This is a genomic window from Thiomicrospira cyclica ALM1 (assembly GCF_000214825.1).
Classification (GTDB): Bacteria; Pseudomonadota; Gammaproteobacteria; order Thiomicrospirales; family Thiomicrospiraceae; genus Thiomicrospira; species Thiomicrospira cyclica.
The window spans coordinates 825,382-843,740 of record NC_015581.1; the positions used below are offsets into that span (position 1 = coordinate 825,382).

Genomic DNA, 18,359 nt, shown 5'->3' on the forward strand with positions numbered 1-18,359 from the left:
AATGTTTATTACATGTATAGATGCGAAGCGTCTGGTGAAAGAAGCGCAGGGTCAGTTAGTTGACGTGCGTGAGCCGAATGAATTGCGTATGAATGCGATTGCGGAAGCGGTGAATATGCCTTTGTATGAGTTTGCAGAACGCTCTTTAAAAGAACTCAATCCAGAGTTGCCGGTAATATTATTTTGTCATTCCGGTGCCCGCTCACAAATGGCGACACAATATTTAAAAGACAATGGCTTTAAACAGGTTTTTAACTTAGGTTCGTTTATGGCTTGGAATCAGTGCGCAGGGTAATGTAATCTCAATCGTTTAATCATTCTGCCCCGCGTTAAATCCAATAGTACATTTGGGCAATCAAGGAGCTACCATGGCGCTACCCATACAAATTCTCATCGCACTCGTACTGGCCGCCATTGCCGGTACTCTATCTGGTACAACGGGTCAGGTTTTTGGTATATCCGCCTTAGCTGTTTTTGATTTTATCGGCACCTTGTTTTTGAATGCGTTAAAGATGATTGTTATTCCACTTGTGGTATCGGCGATTATTTTGGGTGTCACTAATCTGGGTGGTCAAGGTGGTTTTGGTCGAATGGGGTTAAAAACAATCGGCTATTATCTGACCACAGGTTTTATTGCTGTGGTGATTGGTTTGAGTTTGGTCAATTTAATCAAACCAGGTATATCTGATGCCGAGCCACCACAGCTAGAAGCCAACGCTCAAATTATGATGGCTGTTGAGGGGCGAGGTAGTGGTGATCTGGTTGAAATCTTTTTACGGATGGTGCCAGATAATATTTTTGCCGCTGCGGTCGAAATGCAAATGCTGGGTTTAATCTTCTTTAGTATTGTTTTTGGCTTCTTTTTATCAAGGATTAGTGGCCCTGGTCGTGACACCATGCAAAACTTTTGGCAAGGCTTGTTTGATGTCATGATGTTAATTACCCAGTGGGTTATGAAGTTTGCACCCTATGGCGTGTTTGGCTTAGTGGCGGCCGCTGTAGCTCGAACGGGTTTTGAGCAATTTGGTTCTTTGGCTTGGTTTTTTGTCACCGTGGTACTGGCGCTAGCGACCCATTTTTTAATTGTAATGCCATTAATCTTACGCTTTGTAGGTGGCGTTCGTTCACCTTGGCAGCATTATCGTGCGATGGCACCGGCACTCTTGACAGCTTTTTCAACCAGCTCTTCAGCCTCGACCTTGCCAGTTACATTAGCAAATATCGAACAGCGGGTAGGGGTTTCAAATCGTGTGAGTAGTTTTGTGTTGCCCTTGGGTGCCACCGTCAATATGGATGGTACCGCACTCTTTGAATGCGTGGCGGTGTTGTTTATTGCGCAATTATTTGGGGTGGAGTTAAGCTTTGCTCAGCAAGTGCTGGTTGTCGTGTTGGCTTTGGCTACATCGATTGGCGTTGCCGGCATTCCGTCTGCGAGCTTGGTGGCTATTAGTGTTATTTTATTAGCAGTTGGACTGCCCTTAGAGGCATTGGGTTTGCTATTAGTAGTCGATCGACTTTTGGATATGATGCGAACGTCAGTTAATATCTTTAGTGATTCTGTTGGAGCTGTGGTCATTGCCAACCTTGAAGGGGAAGCAGTCTCTTACCCCATCAGCGGTAATTAGATTGGGTAATTAAATCGGGATAAGCTAGGCTGCCCGTGATCGATGGTGACATAGCTGGCACCATCCGCTTGCCAGTCGCCCAGCACCCAACGTTGTTTTTTAGTGGCGTAATAGTGGTGTCCAGGCCGATGTGTATGGCCGTGAATTAGATACGGTGAATCTGGAAATTTTTGCCAAAGTTGTTTGAGTGCTTCGTCACTTACATCCATAATATCCCAGGTTTTGTGTTGATTAGCCGTAGTGGATTTTTCGCGTAATTGCTGGGCAAGTTTTAGTCGCCAGATTTTCGGCAAGCGTCGCAATAACCCTTTAATCCAGGTCTGCTGGAGCCAAAAACGCATCCGTTGATAAGCTTTGTCATTAGTGCATAGGCTGTCACCATGCATTAATAAAATAGCGGGCTGCTGTTTGTGTTCAAGTGCAATGATATCGTCAAATAACCCTTTTGCTTGACAGGCTTTTAGCAAGTCATTCCCAATTAAAAAATCTCGATTACCTAAACCGATGTATATATCCGTGCCCTGACGACTCAGTTGCGCTATGGCGTCAATTTCACGCTGATAAAACGCCATACTAATATCGTCACCGAGCCAAACTTCAAACAGGTCGCCCATAATAATCAATTGATCCGCTGCTTTTGCAGGTCCAGTTAGAAAGGCAAGAAAAGCTTGATTGATGGGATGAGGCGGAGCGAGTTGGTCAGATTCCGTGGCGGGTATCAAGTGGATGTCGGCCACCACAAGGGTGCGATGGCCGGTAATATCGATTGCTGACGGCAGAGTTTAAGCTTCCGACACTAGGGTGTTTTCGATGTAGATATCGTCAACTGGAACATCGCTATGTCCCATACGATTGCCCGTTTTCGCTTGGGCCATTTTGTCAACAATGTCCATGCCTTCAATGACTTCGGCAAACACCGCATAGCCCCAGCCATGTAAATCGGGTGAGCGATGATCTAAGAAATCATTGTCTTTAAGGTTAATAAAGAACTGTGAAGTAGCTGAATGTGGCGCTTGCGTGCGAGCCATAGACAAGGTGCCCCGTTTGTTTATTAGGCCATTGTCCGCTTCATTTTCAATGGCGGGTTGGGTTTTTTTCTGGTTCATCTCTGCGTCCAGACCACCACCTTGCACCACAAAATCCGGAATAATACGATGAAAAATCGTACCGTTATAAAAGCCGGACTCGGCATAGTCAATAAAGTTTTGTGCTGAAATGGGTGCCAACTCATGGTTTACTTTAATTTTAATGCTACCAATCGTAGTTTCAAAAGTTACAACATTCATCATTTTGGTTAATCCTAGCAGGGGTTAAATTTTTGATCGCCTATGCTAAATCAATTGGTGATAGCTTGCACAACTTTTAGCCTATTGAATTTGACTAACGCGCTCGATAATAACCGGGTTAATCGGCACATCTTGATAGCCATTCCGGTTGGTCGTTGGTTGAGTGCGAATTTGGTTGACCGTACGCATGCCATCAACCACGCGGCCAAATACGGTATACCCCCAAGCACGAGGTGTTTTTTCACGGAAATCTAGTGAACTGTTGTTAGCGACATTGATAAAAAATTGTGAGGTGGCTGAATGTGGATCATTGGTGCGCGCCATAGCGATGGTACCAATACGATTTTGCAGACCATTATCAGCTTCATTTTGAATCGGATCGCGGGTAGGTTTGCGGCGCATTTGATCATCTAAGCCGCCACCCTGAATCATGAAGTTGTCAATGACGCGATGAAAAATCGTGCCATCGTAATAGCCTGAATTAACATATTCTAAAAAGTTAGTAACAGTCAGTGGTGCTTCATTGGGGTAAAGTTCAATAATCATACTGCCGGCATTGGTTTCAACCAATACGCGGGGATTATCCGCTTTCACACTGGTGCTAAATGCCAGTGTTGCAGACATGGCTGCGGTAATAAAAGCGCGTCGTAACATGGCGTAGCCTCGCTATTTTTTTAACTATAGAAATTATCTGTATTTTATCATCGTTTGTAAAAGCGTGTAACCGCCTGTAGCTGTTTTTAACTCTGTGTATAATAGCCGTATTACTTTTGATTCAGCGATATCATGCTCAGGAGCTCAAGCGGATGACCGATACACCAGCGCGTGCCACTCACTTTATTCGTTCTATTATTGATGAAGATTTAGCATCGGGATTGCATCAACAGATTCAAACCCGCTTCCCGCCGGAGCCGAATGGCTATTTACATATCGGTCATGCTAAGTCTATTTGTTTGAACTTTGGATTAGCGCTCGATTATAACGGGCAGTGCAACTTGCGTTTTGATGACACCAATCCCGCCAAAGAAGACATGGAATATGTCGAGTCGATCCAGCGTGATGTAAAGTGGTTAGGTTTTGAGTGGTCGGGCGAGATTCGTTATAGCTCGCGTTATTTTGAACAGTTTTATCAGTATGCCTTAGAACTGGTGGACAAGGGTTTGGCCTACGTGTGCTTTTTGGATATGGAACAGCAACGTGAATATCGTGGCACCTTGACCGAAGTCGGTAAGCCCAGTCCTTATCGGGACACCCCGGCGGCGGAAAACCGTGACTTGTTGCAAAAAATGCGTGCCGGTGACTTCAAAGAAGGCGAGTGTGTGTTGCGCGCCAAGATTGATATGAGCTCATCGATTATGTGTATGCGTGACCCGATTTTGTATCGGGTGCGATTTCAGCACCATCATCAAACCGCCGATGCCTGGTGTATCTACCCGATGTACGATTTTGCGCATTGTATTTCCGATGCGATTGAAGGGGTGACGCACTCGCTCTGTACGCTGGAGTTTCAGGATAATCGTCGTCTCTATGACTGGATTTTGGACAATATCACCTTGCCGAATGCGACCCTACCGCGTCAGTATGAGTTTTCGCGCCTAAATCTTGAATACACCGTGATGTCGAAGCGTAAGCTGCATCAGTTGGTGGATGAGAAATTGGTGTCGGGCTGGGATGACCCGCGGATGCCGACGATCTCTGGTTTACGCCGTCGTGGTTACACCCCCGCATCTTTGCGCGATTTTGCCGAGCGGATTGGGATTAGCAAAGTCGATAGCTTTACTGAAATGTCGATTCTTGAAGCCGCCGTGCGTGATGATTTGAATGTGAACGCACCGCGTTCTATGGCGGTGCTTAACCCTGTTAAAGTGGTGATTGAAAACTACCCTGAAGGCCAAGTGGAACCGATTCAAGCACCGGTACATCCGCAAAACGAGGCGATGGGTAAACGCGAAATTTTCTTTAGCCGTGAAGTCTATATTGATCGTGATGATTTCCGTGCAGAAGCAAATAAGCATTTCAAACGCTTGGTATTGGGCAAGGAAGTGCGTTTACGAAATGCCTATATCATTAAAGCCGAGCGGTTTGAAAACGATGAAAACGGTGAGTTAAAAACGATTTATTGCAGTTATGATCCTGAAACCCTGGGCAAAAATCCGGTGGATGGTCGTAAAGTTAAAGGGGTGATTCATTGGGTTGAAGCCAGCAAAGCGGTAACGGCGGAGTTTTATTTGTATGACCGTTTGTTTAGCGTGCCTAACCCAGGTAAGGCCGAGGATTTTGCAGCGGTATTAAATCCGGATTCGTTGGTGATTAAAAAAGGTTTTGTCGAACCAGGCCTGGTCGATGCGCAAAAAGAATTGGCCTATCAGTTTGAGCGCGAAGGTTATTTCTGTCGTGATAACCGATTACCAGGCCTGGTGTTTAACCGCACGGTTGGCTTACGCGATACCTGGAGCGAAAACGCTTCGATTTAATCACAAACTATTGATGAGAATGCTATGGCTTTACACATATACAACACCGAAACGCGTCAGAAAGAAGTCTTTAAACCCATTGTGCCCGGCAAGGTTGGTATGTATGTTTGCGGAGTAACGGTGTACGACTATTGTCATATCGGTCATGCGCGGGTGATGGTTGTGTTTGATACGGTGGTGCGTCATATGCGCGCACGAGGACTTGAGGTTAAGTATGTGCGCAATATCACCGATATTGACGATAAGATTATTAAACGCGCACTCGAAAACCAAGAATCGGTGCAAAGCTTAACCGAACGTTTTATCACCGCCATGCATGAAGATGAAACCGCGTTGAATATTTTGCGCCCAGACATTGAGCCAAAAGCGACCGACTTTATCCCTGAAATTCAGCAGTTGGTTAACACCCTAATTGAAAAGGGGCATGCCTATGCCGCAACGAATGGTGATGTGTATTTTAAAGTGAAGTCCTTTGAATCCTATGGCCGTTTGTCGGGTAAAAAGCAAGACGAACTGGAAGCCGGCGCACGGGTAGAGGTGAATCCTAATAAGCAGGATCCCATGGATTTTGTACTATGGAAAGCCTCCAAAGCAAACGAACCCGCTTGGGATTCGGCTTGGGGGCAAGGCAGGCCTGGTTGGCATATTGAATGTTCGGCCATGTCCGGCTCGTGTATCGGTGAACGTTTGGATATTCATGGTGGCGGGATGGATTTGCAGTTTCCTCACCATGAAAACGAAATCGCGCAATCGGAATGTGCGCATGGCGAGCATTATGTTAATACCTGGATGCATGTCGGCTTTGTGCGTGTTGATAACGAAAAAATGTCCAAGTCGCTGAATAACTTTTTCACGATTCGTGAAGTGCTAAAAGACTATCACCCAGAAGTGATTCGTTATTTCTTGTTATCGAGTCATTATCGCAGCCCGTTGAACTACACGATTGAAAACCTTGATATTGCTAAAACCAATTTAGCGCGTTTATACACCGCATTAGAAGCAGCGACAATCCAACCAGGCCTGGTAGCGGTAGGCACTGAGTTTGAAGCAAAGTTTAATGACGCGATGGATGATGATTTCAACACCCCGCAAGCAATGGCGGTATTGTTTGAATTGGTTAAAGAGGTCAATAAAACGCAACAACCCGAGCTGGTGGGTTTGTTACAAAGTCTGGCGAATCGTTTAGGCTTATTAACAGAAACCCCTGAGTTTTTCTTTAAAAGCCAGGTTGGTCAGCCGGATGGGTTAAGCGATGAAGCGATTGAGGCATTAATTGTCGAGCGCACGCAGGCACGTGCGGATAAAAACTGGGCGCGTTCCGATGAGATTCGTGATGACTTGTTGGCAAAAGGGGTCGAGTTGCTGGACAGTAAAGAAGGCACCAGTTGGCGTAGAGCCTAAATCCATCTTACAAGCCCATATTACAAAACCATGCCATAAATGGGGTTATATAGATTTAGCTTATATTGGCATAAAAATAATTGACAGCTAGATTAGCATTTATTAAAATGAGGGCTATTCATGTTTCTTCATGAGTATCCTCCTTTAGTTATCTTTTGATAATTTTTTAGCCAGGCCCAGTGCCTGGTTTTTTTTTGCTAAAACACCATTATTTTTAAAACTTATTGGTGGAAACACAAGGCATACGGATCGGGTTTGACTATTGAATGGTTTGGCTATTGAGTGGCTAAATTAGTCGTTTGTTTAATTGGACGCATTAAGACCGAGAGACGCAGTGGCGGGAGCCAATCAGCCTGACTGTGATCCGTGACAGTCGCATGGTGGCTTGTTCTCAACATAAAATCATAAACCATTTTATGTTCGAGAACTTGACGTACATAACGTCGCGTTTCCATGAATGGTAGGGTATCGATCCATTGATCCGCTTCAAAATTATCCATTTCGTTTAAGTTTGCGACCCATTGATTGACACGCGATGGCCCTGCATTATAGGCTGCAATCGCAAGAACAGGATGGTCATAGCGGTTAATGAGTTCCCCTAAATATGCGCTACCTAATGGAATGTTAATCTCGATGTTGAAAACATCATTAGGGTTGAAGCGAGTTATACCTTGTTTTTGCGCGGTTTCACGTGCTGTAGCCGGCATAAGCTGCATTAAACCCTGAGCACCTGCTGGCGAACGCGCATGCGGGTAAAAAGCACTTTCACGTCGCATAATGCTGTAAATAAGACTCGCCGGAAGCCTGTGACGCTCTGCTTCGTGTGTTATTAATTCTGAGTAGGGTGTCGGAAAGCGTTTATCTAATGCGTCCCATGCTTGAATTTGTCCTAGGGTGGTAATAGCTAAGTGATGGAGCTCCCAAGTATGTGCCATGGCGGCGAGGTCGGCAAAGTCATCGGGGTCAGCGATATTAAGTAGGTGGTGCCATTCTCGGTGTGCATTGATACGCCATTCAATTTCTACTAAGGCTGAAATTAGCTGTAAGCTTGGGTATTGATCTATGAGCTCTAAAGCGCGCTGTTCGGTAGTTTGTACTGCAAAGTCGTTAGAACGATTAATAGAATAGGGTTTTCCCAACTGGTCTGCGGCTAAAAAGCCGTAATAATGACGTTCTGTGGCCAGTTGTTCATAAAGAGGTAAATATGCTTTATCGCCAAGCTCAGCTAAGGCCCTAGCACGCCAGTATCGCCATTGAGACTGATTGGCAAGCGTTTCTGGCATTTCAGCGGTTAATCGCTCCAGTTCAACCCATTTGTTATAACGTATCGTAAAACGAGCTTTCCATATGAGTGTGGCTTCATCTAAGTCATTACGTCCTAACTGGTTAAGGGCTTGCCAGCCTTGTTCATCATAGCGATATGTCAGATGCAATCCTGCTTCACGCTGCAGATTTACAATTTGCTCATGGCTAAGAAGGCGATTAAAAGGAGGTTTTTTCTTAAGAGATAAAACAGTTTCTGGATCACGTCGGCTCAAAGCGAGTAAACCGGTGTAAGCAACATCTGCTTGAAGGGGTTCTGGAATAAGGTTTAAATCAAAATTGCCAATCTGATTAGGTTGTTGAACCAAATTTAACCAAGCCTGGCTCCAGTTTTTATGTTGGCTAGGTATTAAGTGAATAACACTGGGGATTTGGTCGTGGCGTTGTTGTGCAAATAATAGACGCAGTCGGGCAATTAATGCATCGGTATCAATGATGCCTTGTTGATGAAGATGGCGTTCAATTTCTCGACAACTGCTATGCAAATTAAGGTTCGTTAACCAAAAATTTTGCCAGTCATTCAAAGGAATCTGTTGGTTAGCCTGGTTAGCTAATAACGATTGTTTTGCAAGGCATTGCTGTTGTTGATTTGAAGGTGTTAGCTGAGTATCTAAGATATTTGACCAAGCCTGCTGATTTGCCAAGCTTTCAAGATAGCGTTGCTGAAGTCGAGCGCTAAGACCTAATTTTGGGTTTATTTTAATAAATTCGACAATAGCTTGTTGATTTGCGCTATCAAGATTTTCTAGTAGGGTTAAATAGTTGCCCATCGGGAAGAGTGGGTGCCCATGAAATTGCTGATTGAATGCTACTATTTGTTCCAGATTCCTTGCTTTGGATGCGGCCCACCAAGACTCAAAATCAGCTTTTAGTTGTATGTTGGTCGGTTTGGCTTGGAAAAAGACCTTTTCATCTATTGACTGGTTGGCAGATACAGGAGCAACCATGGCGATCAGAGAGGTAGCACCAACCCAAATTATTGCAAATAGAAAACCTAGTTTGACCTTCAGCAATTTAACTACCGGGCGAAATCATCAACACCTGGCCTGGATGCAAAAAACCGCGTGGGTTAAGACCGTTTTGACGCTGAATATCACGGGTATTCACATTAAAGGCGCGTGCTATATCCCAGAGTGTGTCGCCTTTCTTTACTACATATTCAGTAGTCGCATTTGGTAAATGCAACTCAAGGGTTTGTCTTGGTCTTATTACCGAATTTTGACCAAGCCTGTTCCAACGCCTAAGTTCATTAACACTGACGGCGTATCGCTGAGCGATTTGCCATAGGCTTTCTCCTGCTTGAACCCGGTGTTGGATTTGACGATGTGTTGCAGTGACAGAAGTCGTAACGGCAGTTGGGGTTGCAATAGCAAGTATTTGACCGACTTGAAGGGGTCGTTTTGGGTCAAGGTCATTCCAAGCCGCTAGGTCGGCAATGGATACGCGGTAATCACGGGCAATAGTCCATAAGGATTGGCCAGATCGTACTTGGTGTGTTTGAGTTGGTTGTTCGGCACGAGAACTGGCGGTGTTAGCGATGTTTAACCCTGGTCTAGGTGCTGCATTGTTTGAAGCGAGTAATGTTGAACCGGCTTCAGCGGGTATAGGAATCGTAAGCGTGCGACCTATGCGAATCGTATTGTTGGACAGATTATTTAAGCGACGAATTTCGGCTACGGATGTTCCATAGCGTTGTGCTATTTGACCAAGAGTATCGCCTGCGACAACCCGATGATTTTGCCAGCGGATATCGTAAAGATTATGTGCCTGAGTTAGAGATGCTTGAAAGCGACTGGCATGCTCAATGGGTAAGAGTAATGAATGAGGACCATTGGGTGGCGACACATGCTTTAAATAACCAGGGTTTAGATGATTGAGTAAATCAACATCAATCTCAGCAAGGTCAGCCGCTTGTTGCAAGCTAAACTGTCTCTCCAATTCAATGCGAGTTAAATAGGGTTCATTGGCAACCGGAATAATTGGGAGTTCATAGTCTCGATGGTACTTGTGTAAGTAACTAACGGCCAATAGCTGTGGCACATAGTTACGCGTTTCGGGCGGAAGATAAGGACGAATGTTCCAGTAGGTTGGCTCAGTACCTGGACGCTCGCGTTCAAGACGTGCCTTTGCCTGCGTTACTCGACCGAAACCAGCATTATAAGATGCTAAAGCTAAAAGCCAATCTTGATCGTTTAGGTTATATAGCCTTTCTAGGTAGTTGAGTGCTGCTTGTGTACTTAAATAAATATCCTGTCTACCGTCAAACCACCAGTTTTGATCTAGGTTATGGTTTCTTCCGGTACTTGGAATAAACTGCCACAAACCCACCGCACTCATATTTGATCTGGCATAAGGAACAAAGGCACTTTCTATGACAGGAAGTAGTGCTAATTCCATGGGCATTTCGCGTTCGTTAATGGCATCGTAGATTAAATATAAATAGGGTTGTGCTCGCTCAGATACGCGTTCAAAGTGTCTTGGGCTGTTTATGTAAAAATTCAAATATTCTTGATAATGAGGTTGATGTTCGTAAATAAGATCAAAACTATGTGCAATTTGATCCCATAGGTTATCGAGCGGCAGGTCTGGGCGTTTATCGTTTAAATCAAAAGGCCGTGTGCGTTCTTGTAAGATAGCATCAATGTGGGATTCGGCACTGGATATCCGACGTTGTGAGCTAGCTGAGCTGATCGAAGTTGATGAACCTTTTGCATCTGCGTCTGCTGTATTGCTATTTTGACTAGGGGATTTAAGGGTCTGGCAACCTGACAGCAGCAGGGTAACACTGAGACTTAGTAAGGTTAATTTGAGTTTATACATAAGAAATTCATCAAGTTAATAATTTTTGCCTATTGTAAACTGTTTTTTTAGGTGTGGCTAATAATATGCCAAGAAATCTAATGCTTAAATCGTTTGCTCTAACACGCCAGTAGCATCCAGTTCATCTTTCCATTCTCTTAAACAAGCAAATTTCTGGCCAATTGTGACAGTTTTAATGGGTTTTTGCAGGCGTTGTTCAATTATGGTGGCAACATCGGGTGAATCCGTTCTTAAAAAAGGGTTGGTGTCGAGTTCAAGTTGCAATGCTGTAACCGCTAGCGGATGCTGTGATTTGTAAGCTTTATTCACTTTATAATGGCGTTGTTGCAGAATGGGGTTGTTGGATTCAACTCGAATAGCAAAATTTAGGTTGGCCAGACTATATTCATGGCCACAATATACCTTTAGGTGCGCAGGAAGGGTTTTAATAGTCGCGAGGGAGTGAGCCATTTGATCAGCTGTGCCTTCAAAAACGCGACCACAACCTCCGGTAAATAGTGTATCGCCACAAAAGAGTGCATCTTGCCCAACAAAACATAGATGATCGAGGGTGTGTCCAGGAGTAGCAATAACCCTAAAGCTTGAGTCTGATAAGGTGATGATGTCGCCATCCTTAATTGGGTGGGTTACAGGCACTTTTTGTAATGATGACGGCGCATAAACTTGTGCTGCGGGGTGGTGCTCTAAAAGGCTGTTGACGCCACCAATATGATCGGCATGATGGTGGGTAATTAAAATACCACTGAGCTGGCGTTGATGTTGTGCTAACCATTGAAGAACTGGTTTTGCGTCACCTGGGTCAATAACCCATGTATGCTGAGGTTGTTCAATCAGCCAGATATAGTTATCATTAAACGCGGTTAAGCTGTGAACTATCATTAGGTGACTCCTTAAGCTTTTGCAAAGATTATACTCGGCTTATAACGTCTTGGATATCCTTTGAGCTTAATCAATAAAAGTAATGTGGTTGTTTAGAATGCAACCGAAAGGTGGTCTATGTCGTTAGAGTTACGTGACATCGAATCTCATGTAGGTTTTCAACGCTATTTATTACGTTGGTTTAAAACACCGTTTGGTAAACAGGCGCTAACCTTGGAACGTGCGTTGCTCGATGAGCATTTGAACACATTATTTGGTTATTATTTGGTTCAGATGGGGCGTGTAAGTCACGCCAGTCTACTGGCAACGTCGCGGATAAAAAACCATATTTTGGTTGATGAAACCTTAACACGCTCTGAAGCAATTACTGAGCGTATAGTGCTGGCTAATTTAATGGCGCAACCCTTTGCCGCAAGTAGTTTAGATTTAATCTTATTGCCCCATACGCTCGAATCAACGATCGATCCCTATCGGTTTATTCGGTATGTTGATGAATTAATACGTGCCGATGGTCATCTGGTTATTACTGGCTTTAACCCGATGAGCTGTTTAGTGTTACGGCAGCGACTAGGACGGGATAAATCACGGTGGCGAGCCGCACATATTATTAAAATGGAGCGTCTGGTTGATTGGTTGCGCTTGCTAGGTTATGAGATTATAGTTAAGGAGTATTCTTCAAGTCGTTGTTTTGAAAGTAAAATAACAGACAAGATTAGACCTTTTTATCGTTATGTTCATCGTTTAGGGCGTCCGTTTTCAAAATTGGGCCTTTCGTTGGCGCAAAGCTACATTGTGGTTGCAAAAAAACAACAATGGGTGCCTTTACAACCTCGAAAAGCGCATCAATTTACCGAGTGGGTTAGTGGCGCGAATCCGGCAGTAGCTCAATCTCGCCATAGTTCAAGCCCCTCGAATTCAAAATCTAAATAAAGGATAGTCTGTGGCGTCTAATCAGGTTGAAGCATTTACCGATGGCGGATGTAAAGGTAATCCTGGCCCTGGTGGCTGGGGGGTTTTATTGCGTTATGGTGAAAAAGAAAAAGAGCTTTATGGCAGTGAGCCTGAAACGACCAATAATCGTATGGAATTAATGGCCGCGATTATGGCGTTTGAAACGCTAACTCGTCCGTGTCATGTCAAAATTACCACCGACTCTCAATATGTTAAGAATGGTGTCACGCAATGGCTTGCCGGTTGGAAGAAAAAAGGCTGGAAGACCGCGGCCAATAAGCCGGTTAAAAACCAAGATTTATGGCAGCGCTTAGATTTGGCGCTGGTTTCACATCAGGTGGAATGGTGTTGGGTAAAGGGTCATAGTGGCCACCCTGAAAATGAACGGGTCGATCAACTGGCTAATCAAGCCATTGCAGAACTTTTAGGATAAAACAATATGCATAAATTAACAGCACCCCGCCGTGTAAAACTAAGTTTTATAAGCGTTCTTGTGATGATAGTGAGCTTGCAACTCAGCAACAATCTTCTTGCATCAAGTGCCAATCCCATCCAGGAGCAGGCGCTAGTTGAGGGGCGTTTGATACAAGGGGGCTGGGCGTTGATAACAGTGCCGCCCCTAAGTCAATTGCAGTGGGGACAGCGTGAGTGGCAAGCGGATGCAAATGGGCAAGCCTTAATTGGTTTTGGTCGTGATCAATCGTCCCTGATTCAAGTAAATGTGAAACCATCGGATCAAGCTAGTTTCACCATTGAAATAGACTTAACTAACAAAGATTATTTGGTACAGCGGATTGATGGATTACCGCAACGTTTTGTAACACCGGACCCTGAAGCTCAGGAACGTATTCGCCGCGATATTGCTATGGCTCGTGCTGCTCGTGAAATTATGCTCGATCGTACGGATTTCATGACCCCCTTTATTTGGCCAGCAGAGGGCACCATTACCGGTGTTTGGGGAAGTCAGCGTATTTTGAATGGAGAGCCAAGAAGGCCGCATTTTGGTGTGGATATAGCCAATTCAACTGGAACACCGATATTAGCCCCCGCAGCTGGTGAAGTAACGCTGGTTGCCGATATGGAACTAAGTGGTGGTACGGTGTTTGTTGACCATGGTTTTGGGTTACGTTCTGATTTTTTACATTTGGAAGAAATCTATGTTCAGGTCGGTGATCAGGTAGAACAAGGTCAGCTGATTGCTACGATGGGTGCGACTGGACGTGCGACTGGACCCCATTTACATTGGGGGATGAGCTGGATGGATATTCGGGTAGACCCAGAAGAGGCGTTTGATTTGCCGCGTCGGTTACAATGCGGCGATCAAGTTATTGGTAATAGAGTGATTTTTAACGATTAAGTTCAATGACTTGCTGGATATCCACGGCCGTTTCATCTAAGCCCATTTTTTGATGGGCTTTGCGTAACATCACCAAAGCATCACGACTACTTTGTGAGTTTGGAAACTCCTCAATAACACGTTGGGCACGTGTAGCGGCGGCTAGATAAGCTTGGCGTTCGTAATAAAACTGCGCCACTTGTAAATCACGACGAGCTAAACGGTTGGTGATAATCACTAGCCGTTGTTGTGCGGCAATCGCATAATCGGTATTTGGAAAGCGTTGGATAACCTCTTGGTAAGCGCGTAACGCTTGCTGGGTTGATTGAATGTCGCGGTTGGCAGGATCAGTAATAAAACGGTCTAGCCAGCTGCGGTTAATCGAATCGGCCGATAATGCTTTTAAAAAGTAGGCATAGGGTAGCTGAGGATGGCGCGGATAGAGACGAATGAATTCATCGAGTTCGCGGATAGCTGACAAAGGTTCATCGTAGCGGTAGTAAGCATAAGCCAGCTCTAAATAGGCTTGCTCGGCATAATCGCCATAAGGGAAGTTAGCTTTCAGCTTTTCATAAAATTCAATGGCCGATTTCCACTGGCCATTATCAAATTCGGATTTAGCGCGGTCATAAAATTCTTCAACCGTCCATTGCGACTCGGGTTTTTGAATCAGATTAGAACAACCGGTAATTGTGACCAGGCCAAACAGAATAACAACAAGGCGAAAAGTTTTTAACATAATTTCTCGGTTAGAATAGTCAGTAAATATTTTCGATTTTATCATAAACAATTTAGCCTTAAGGATCTGTTTTGAATAACCAGCTTACCTCTAACTCTAATACAACCCTGAGTTTTCGTGTCGAACATCAGGATATGGGTGCTCGCCTGGATGCTACGATAGCGAAGGCTTTTACCAACTATTCACGGAGTCGTTTGCAGGGCTGGTTGAAAGAAGGGTTTGTAACGGTTGATGGCGTTGTCATTACCAAGCCTCGCCACACCTTGCTGGGCGGGGAGCTGGTTTGTGTTACCCCTTTGGAAGAGGACGAAACCCACCAAATTGCTCAATCAATGGATTTGGATATTGTCTATGAAGATGCCGCAATTTTGGTGATCAATAAACCCGCAAGGCTGGTTGTTCATCCTGGTGCCGGCAATCCTGACGGTACGTTATTAAACGGCTTATTGGCTTACGCACCAGGACTGCGTCAGGTACCTCGCGCTGGAATTGTGCATCGTCTGGATAAAGACACTACCGGCTTGATGGTGGTGGCAAAAACCTTGCAAGCACAACACCACCTTGTTGATCAGTTGCAACGTCATGATGTTGAACGAGTCTATGATGCAATTGTGGTGGGGAATATGATTGCCGGCGGGACGATTAATAAACCCATTGGCCGTCATATTCAGGATCGCAAGAAAATGGCGGTGCGTGTGGCTGGTGGTAAACCAGCGGTCAGCCATTACCGTGTGGCAGAAAAGTTTCGCGCGCACACTCATGTTAAAGTCAGCTTAGAAACTGGACGAACTCACCAAATTCGTGTGCATATGTCGCATTTGGGTTTCCCATTAGTAGGTGATCCCTTGTATGGTTCCAAGTTGCGCATCCCCAAACAAATGATGCCTGAGTTTATCGACATTTTAAAAGGCTTTAAACGACAAGCATTACATGCCGGGGTATTGAGCTTAACCCACCCGGTTACGGGAAAAACGATGAAGTGGAAGGCACCGATTCCCGATGATATGGGTTTGCTAATTGATATTCTGCGCGATGATCAGGTTGACTTTATTGCCAACCGGAACAATGCTTATGATGAAGTGGATTATGATTATGACGTTGAAGTTGAGTGGGTCACTGACGCTGATATTCCAGAAGAATATTAGCGATAGCAGGGATTAAAGGATTGCTTATGTCAGAACATTTACCAAATCAAGTTTTGTCTGATCTGTCGTTGCACCATCCTAACTGGACGGCACCGGAATGGGTGCGCGCCTTTACGACGATGCGTACGGGCGGCGTTAGCCAAGGTGATTATGCGAGTTTAAATCTAGCAGATCATGTTGGTGATGATCCTGCCGCTGTAGTGCAGAACCGAGCCTTGCTGAGTCAGGCTATTGGCAAGGATTTAGATTGGTTTTGGATGGCGCAGCAGCACACCACAACCGTTTTACAGGCACCGGATGATTTTGTAACAATGAATACTCGAGCTGATGCTGATGCTGATGCATTAGTATCGGCTCCTGTGGCAGATGCCATGTGGACCAGCCAACCAGGCCTGGTAATGACAACGCTGACCGCAGATTGTATGCCGGTGTTGTTCTGTCATCGTCATACGCCGATAGTAGCCGCCGTACACGCTGGTTGGAAAGGTTTGTTAGATGGTATTTTAGAGCAGACTTTACAAGCGTTACCTGGCCAGCCAGCTGATTATTGTGCCTGGATTGGTCCTTCAATCTTGCAGGATAATTTTGAGGTCACAGGCGATTTTAGAGCTGATTTTTTAACGCGTGAAGCAGCTTGGCAAGACTATTTTAAAATCAATCCAGATAATCCCAGTCACTGGTTAGCGGACTTGCCTAGTATGGCAGCATGGGTTTTGAAATCCGCTGGCGTTTCTAGCATTGACCAAAGTGGTCTGTGTACTTATGAGCAGACACAAGCATTTTATTCCTACCGCCGACAAGCGACCACTGGCCGAATGGTCACTTGTATTTGGATTGATCCGCAGTAACTTGCTGGTTACGCTTCGTTAAAACGCATCGACAAATCAATGGCTTGAATGTGCTTGGTGATGGCACCTGTGGAAATATAGTCAACACCTAACTGAGCAAGTTCAGCGAGTTGAGCTAGCTCTACATTACCAGACACTTCCAGTTTCGCTTGGCCTTGGTTTAGCGTTACTGCGGCTTGAATGTCTTCGCGACTGAAATTATCGAGCATAATGATATCAGCACCAGCTGTTAAGGCTTCTGCAACTTCAGCGAGGCTTTCTGTTTCTACTTCAATGCTAATACCGGGTTGTTGAGTTTGAGCCTGTTTAATCGCAGCACTGATGCCGCCGCAGGCATGAATGTGGTTTTCTTTGATTAAAATCGCATCATAAAGACCTTGGCGATGATTGCAGCCGCCACCACAAAACACGGCATACTTTTGGGCTAAACGCAGGCCTGGTAAGGTTTTACGGGTATCGAGCAGTTGCGTCTTAGTATTACCCATACTACCCATAGCCGCAACATACTGTGCCGTAATGGTGGCAGTTGCGGAAAGGGTTTGTAAGAAATTTAAGGCGGTACGTTCGCCGGTTAATAAGGCACGAGCATTACCGCGCACTTCACAAAGTGTTTGGTTGGGTGCGAGTCGATCGCTATCTTTTGCTAACCAGTGAATCGAAATTTCAGGGTCAAGTTGATGAAACACTTCGTTAAACCAGGCCTGGCCACAGAGCACAGCCGATTCTCGGCAGATAACTTTGGCGTGAAGCTGGGCATCTGCCGCAATTAAGTTAGCCGTTAAATCGCCTTGACGAAGGTCTTCAGTCAGTGCTTGGCGTACGTTATTGACTAAATCCTGATGGTAGTCTAATTTCTTCATTGCGCCATTACTCTCTTAACCAAGTTATATAAAATTAAAAGTAGGTATTATAACAAACCATGAACAAGCCAATTGACGACATAACAGTTAATCCCAATACAAGATCAACAGGGTGGTTGCCAGATGCTAAGCACTATCCGAGTCCGCATTTTTCACCACGACCTGAGCCAACCGATATTCGATTGTTGGTGGTTCATGGTGTAAGCTTGCCGCGTAATCAGTTTGATACTGGATTAGTGCATGCGCTGTTTTTGGGTGAGAAACCACCTTTGCAGGCGGCAGGTCTAGCAGATGTCGCAGAGCTTCGCGTTTCGGCGCATTTTTTGATTCAGCGCAGCGGTCAGTTGGATCAGTTTGTCAATATTTTTGATCAAGCCTGGCATGCGGGGGCTTCAAGCTATCTGGGTGAGTCGCAATGTAATCGTTTTTCAATCGGTGTGGAGCTGGAAGGCTCTGACGATCAGCCGTACACGGCGATTCAGTATAACGTCTTGGCAGACCTGATTGCCGATCTTGAGCAGGTATTGCTAACACACGGACAGCCAATTCCTTTGGTTATTGTGGGTCATCAACATATTGCACCAGGACGAAAGACCGACCCAGGTCCTTATTTTAACTGGACTAGTTTGGCGCGATTAACACAACGCAATTTAATGTTTGATTGAAAGTCTT

Annotated in this window: 18 protein-coding genes; 10 read left to right on the top strand and 8 right to left on the bottom strand. The window is 45.0% G+C overall.

What is annotated here, in order from left to right:
- The first annotated feature begins 1 nt into the window (after position 1).
- Positions 2-295, top strand: a complete 294-nt coding sequence (locus THICY_RS03500) for a rhodanese-like domain-containing protein (protein ID WP_013835229.1) — start codon at positions 2-4, stop codon at positions 293-295.
- Between the two features lie 73 nt (positions 296-368).
- The gene (locus THICY_RS03505) at positions 369-1,625 is read left to right on the top strand and encodes a dicarboxylate/amino acid:cation symporter (protein WP_013835230.1); all 1,257 of its coding nucleotides are present in this window, start codon (positions 369-371) and stop codon (positions 1,623-1,625) included.
- Here the strand turns inward: THICY_RS03505 and THICY_RS03510 are convergent.
- From THICY_RS03510 to THICY_RS03520, 3 genes are all read right to left on the bottom strand, one after another.
- Positions 1,622-2,362, bottom strand: coding sequence for a UDP-2,3-diacylglucosamine diphosphatase (locus tag THICY_RS03510; protein WP_157862715.1), 741 nt, complete (start codon positions 2,360-2,362; stop codon positions 1,622-1,624). The genes THICY_RS03505 and THICY_RS03510 overlap by 4 nt on opposite strands.
- A gap of 45 nt (positions 2,363-2,407) precedes the next feature.
- A complete protein-coding gene (locus THICY_RS03515; protein WP_013835232.1) occupies positions 2,408-2,914 on the bottom strand; it encodes a peptidylprolyl isomerase in 507 nt (168 codons plus the stop codon).
- Positions 2,915-2,992: 78 nt separating this feature from the next.
- Positions 2,993-3,565 (bottom strand): peptidylprolyl isomerase, encoded by a 573-nt coding sequence (locus THICY_RS03520; protein ID WP_013835233.1) that lies wholly within the window; start codon positions 3,563-3,565, stop codon positions 2,993-2,995.
- 152 nt (positions 3,566-3,717) lie between these two features.
- Here THICY_RS03520 and THICY_RS03525 point away from each other — a divergent pair, with 152 nt between their 5' ends.
- The gene (locus tag THICY_RS03525; protein WP_013835234.1) at positions 3,718-5,385 is read left to right on the top strand and encodes a glutamine--tRNA ligase/YqeY domain fusion protein; all 1,668 of its coding nucleotides are present in this window, start codon (positions 3,718-3,720) and stop codon (positions 5,383-5,385) included.
- A gap of 24 nt (positions 5,386-5,409) precedes the next feature.
- Positions 5,410-6,786: a cysteine--tRNA ligase gene (cysS, locus tag THICY_RS03530; protein ID WP_013835235.1), complete on the top strand. Its 1,377-nt coding sequence runs from the start codon at positions 5,410-5,412 to the stop codon at positions 6,784-6,786.
- A 275-nt stretch (positions 6,787-7,061) separates the two neighbouring features.
- On the opposite strand, the gene THICY_RS03535 is transcribed toward cysS, so the two are convergent.
- From THICY_RS03535 to gloB, 3 genes are all read right to left on the bottom strand, one after another.
- Positions 7,062-9,056 carry a lytic transglycosylase domain-containing protein gene (locus tag THICY_RS03535; protein WP_013835236.1) on the bottom strand — a complete coding sequence of 665 codons (1,995 nt, stop codon included), beginning with the start codon at positions 9,054-9,056 and terminating at the stop codon, positions 7,062-7,064.
- A gap of 67 nt (positions 9,057-9,123) precedes the next feature.
- Positions 9,124-10,929: a LysM peptidoglycan-binding domain-containing protein gene (locus THICY_RS03540; protein WP_013835237.1), complete on the bottom strand. Its 1,806-nt coding sequence runs from the start codon at positions 10,927-10,929 to the stop codon at positions 9,124-9,126.
- An 84-nt stretch (positions 10,930-11,013) separates the two neighbouring features.
- Complete coding sequence (gene gloB, locus THICY_RS03545; protein WP_013835238.1) at positions 11,014-11,808, bottom strand: hydroxyacylglutathione hydrolase; 795 nt, start codon at positions 11,806-11,808, stop codon at positions 11,014-11,016.
- 117 nt (positions 11,809-11,925) lie between these two features.
- On the opposite strand from gloB, the gene THICY_RS03550 reads away from it, so the two are divergent.
- The 3 genes from THICY_RS03550 to THICY_RS03560 are packed head-to-tail and all read left to right on the top strand — an operon-like array spanning position 11,926 to position 14,116.
- A complete protein-coding gene (locus THICY_RS03550; protein ID WP_013835239.1) occupies positions 11,926-12,738 on the top strand; it encodes a methyltransferase domain-containing protein in 813 nt (270 codons plus the stop codon).
- Positions 12,739-12,748: 10 nt separating this feature from the next.
- Positions 12,749-13,192 (top strand): ribonuclease HI, encoded by a 444-nt coding sequence (gene rnhA, locus THICY_RS03555; protein ID WP_013835240.1) that lies wholly within the window; start codon positions 12,749-12,751, stop codon positions 13,190-13,192.
- 6 nt (positions 13,193-13,198) lie between these two features.
- Complete coding sequence (locus THICY_RS03560) at positions 13,199-14,116, top strand: M23 family metallopeptidase (protein ID WP_013835241.1); 918 nt, start codon at positions 13,199-13,201, stop codon at positions 14,114-14,116.
- Here THICY_RS03560 and THICY_RS03565 read toward each other — a convergent pair.
- The gene (locus THICY_RS03565; RefSeq protein ID WP_013835242.1) at positions 14,106-14,834 is read right to left on the bottom strand and encodes an outer membrane protein assembly factor BamD; all 729 of its coding nucleotides are present in this window, start codon (positions 14,832-14,834) and stop codon (positions 14,106-14,108) included. The two genes, THICY_RS03560 and THICY_RS03565, sit on opposite strands and share 11 nt — an antisense overlap.
- Before the next feature lie 71 nt (positions 14,835-14,905).
- Here THICY_RS03565 and rluD point away from each other — a divergent pair, with 71 nt between their 5' ends.
- Together rluD and pgeF are read left to right on the top strand one after the other, a co-directional pair.
- Positions 14,906-15,979 carry a 23S rRNA pseudouridine(1911/1915/1917) synthase RluD gene (gene rluD / locus THICY_RS03570; protein ID WP_013835243.1) on the top strand — a complete coding sequence of 358 codons (1,074 nt, stop codon included), beginning with the start codon at positions 14,906-14,908 and terminating at the stop codon, positions 15,977-15,979.
- 26 nt (positions 15,980-16,005) lie between these two features.
- Positions 16,006-16,827, top strand: coding sequence for a peptidoglycan editing factor PgeF (gene pgeF / locus THICY_RS03575; protein ID WP_013835244.1), 822 nt, complete (start codon positions 16,006-16,008; stop codon positions 16,825-16,827).
- A gap of 8 nt (positions 16,828-16,835) precedes the next feature.
- Here the strand turns inward: pgeF and nadC are convergent, their stop codons facing one another.
- Entirely contained in the window at positions 16,836-17,687 is an 852-nt protein-coding gene (nadC, locus tag THICY_RS03580) for a carboxylating nicotinate-nucleotide diphosphorylase (RefSeq protein WP_013835245.1), read from the bottom strand.
- 59 nt (positions 17,688-17,746) lie between these two features.
- On the opposite strand from nadC, the gene ampD reads away from it, so the two are divergent.
- Complete coding sequence (gene ampD, locus THICY_RS03585) at positions 17,747-18,352, top strand: 1,6-anhydro-N-acetylmuramyl-L-alanine amidase AmpD (protein WP_013835246.1); 606 nt, start codon at positions 17,747-17,749, stop codon at positions 18,350-18,352.
- Positions 18,353-18,359: the final 7 nt, after the last annotated feature.

What these genes read in the sequence shown, in the direction of transcription:
- THICY_RS03500 (WP_013835229.1), top strand. Translation starts at nt 2, where the DNA reads ATGTTTATTACATGTATAGATGCGAAGCGTCTGGTGAAAGAAGCGCAG.
- THICY_RS03505 (WP_013835230.1), top strand. Translation starts at nt 369, where the DNA reads ATGGCGCTACCCATACAAATTCTCATCGCACTCGTACTGGCCGCCATT.
- nadC (WP_013835245.1), bottom strand. Translation starts at nt 17,687, where the DNA reads ATGAAGAAATTAGACTACCATCAGGATTTAGTCAATAACGTACGCCAA.
- gloB (WP_013835238.1), bottom strand. Translation starts at nt 11,808, where the DNA reads ATGATAGTTCACAGCTTAACCGCGTTTAATGATAACTATATCTGGCTG.
- THICY_RS03550 (WP_013835239.1), top strand. Translation starts at nt 11,926, where the DNA reads ATGTCGTTAGAGTTACGTGACATCGAATCTCATGTAGGTTTTCAACGC.
- THICY_RS03540 (WP_013835237.1), bottom strand. Translation starts at nt 10,929, where the DNA reads ATGTATAAACTCAAATTAACCTTACTAAGTCTCAGTGTTACCCTGCTG.
- THICY_RS03525 (WP_013835234.1), top strand. Translation starts at nt 3,718, where the DNA reads ATGACCGATACACCAGCGCGTGCCACTCACTTTATTCGTTCTATTATT.
- cysS (WP_013835235.1), top strand. Translation starts at nt 5,410, where the DNA reads ATGGCTTTACACATATACAACACCGAAACGCGTCAGAAAGAAGTCTTT.
- THICY_RS03565 (WP_013835242.1), bottom strand. Translation starts at nt 14,834, where the DNA reads ATGTTAAAAACTTTTCGCCTTGTTGTTATTCTGTTTGGCCTGGTCACA.
- THICY_RS03560 (WP_013835241.1), top strand. Translation starts at nt 13,199, where the DNA reads ATGCATAAATTAACAGCACCCCGCCGTGTAAAACTAAGTTTTATAAGC.
- pgeF (WP_013835244.1), top strand. Translation starts at nt 16,006, where the DNA reads ATGTCAGAACATTTACCAAATCAAGTTTTGTCTGATCTGTCGTTGCAC.
- ampD (WP_013835246.1), top strand. Translation starts at nt 17,747, where the DNA reads ATGAACAAGCCAATTGACGACATAACAGTTAATCCCAATACAAGATCA.
- THICY_RS03535 (WP_013835236.1), bottom strand. Translation starts at nt 9,056, where the DNA reads ATGGTTGCTCCTGTATCTGCCAACCAGTCAATAGATGAAAAGGTCTTT.
- THICY_RS03520 (WP_013835233.1), bottom strand. Translation starts at nt 3,565, where the DNA reads ATGTTACGACGCGCTTTTATTACCGCAGCCATGTCTGCAACACTGGCA.
- THICY_RS03515 (WP_013835232.1), bottom strand. Translation starts at nt 2,914, where the DNA reads ATGATGAATGTTGTAACTTTTGAAACTACGATTGGTAGCATTAAAATT.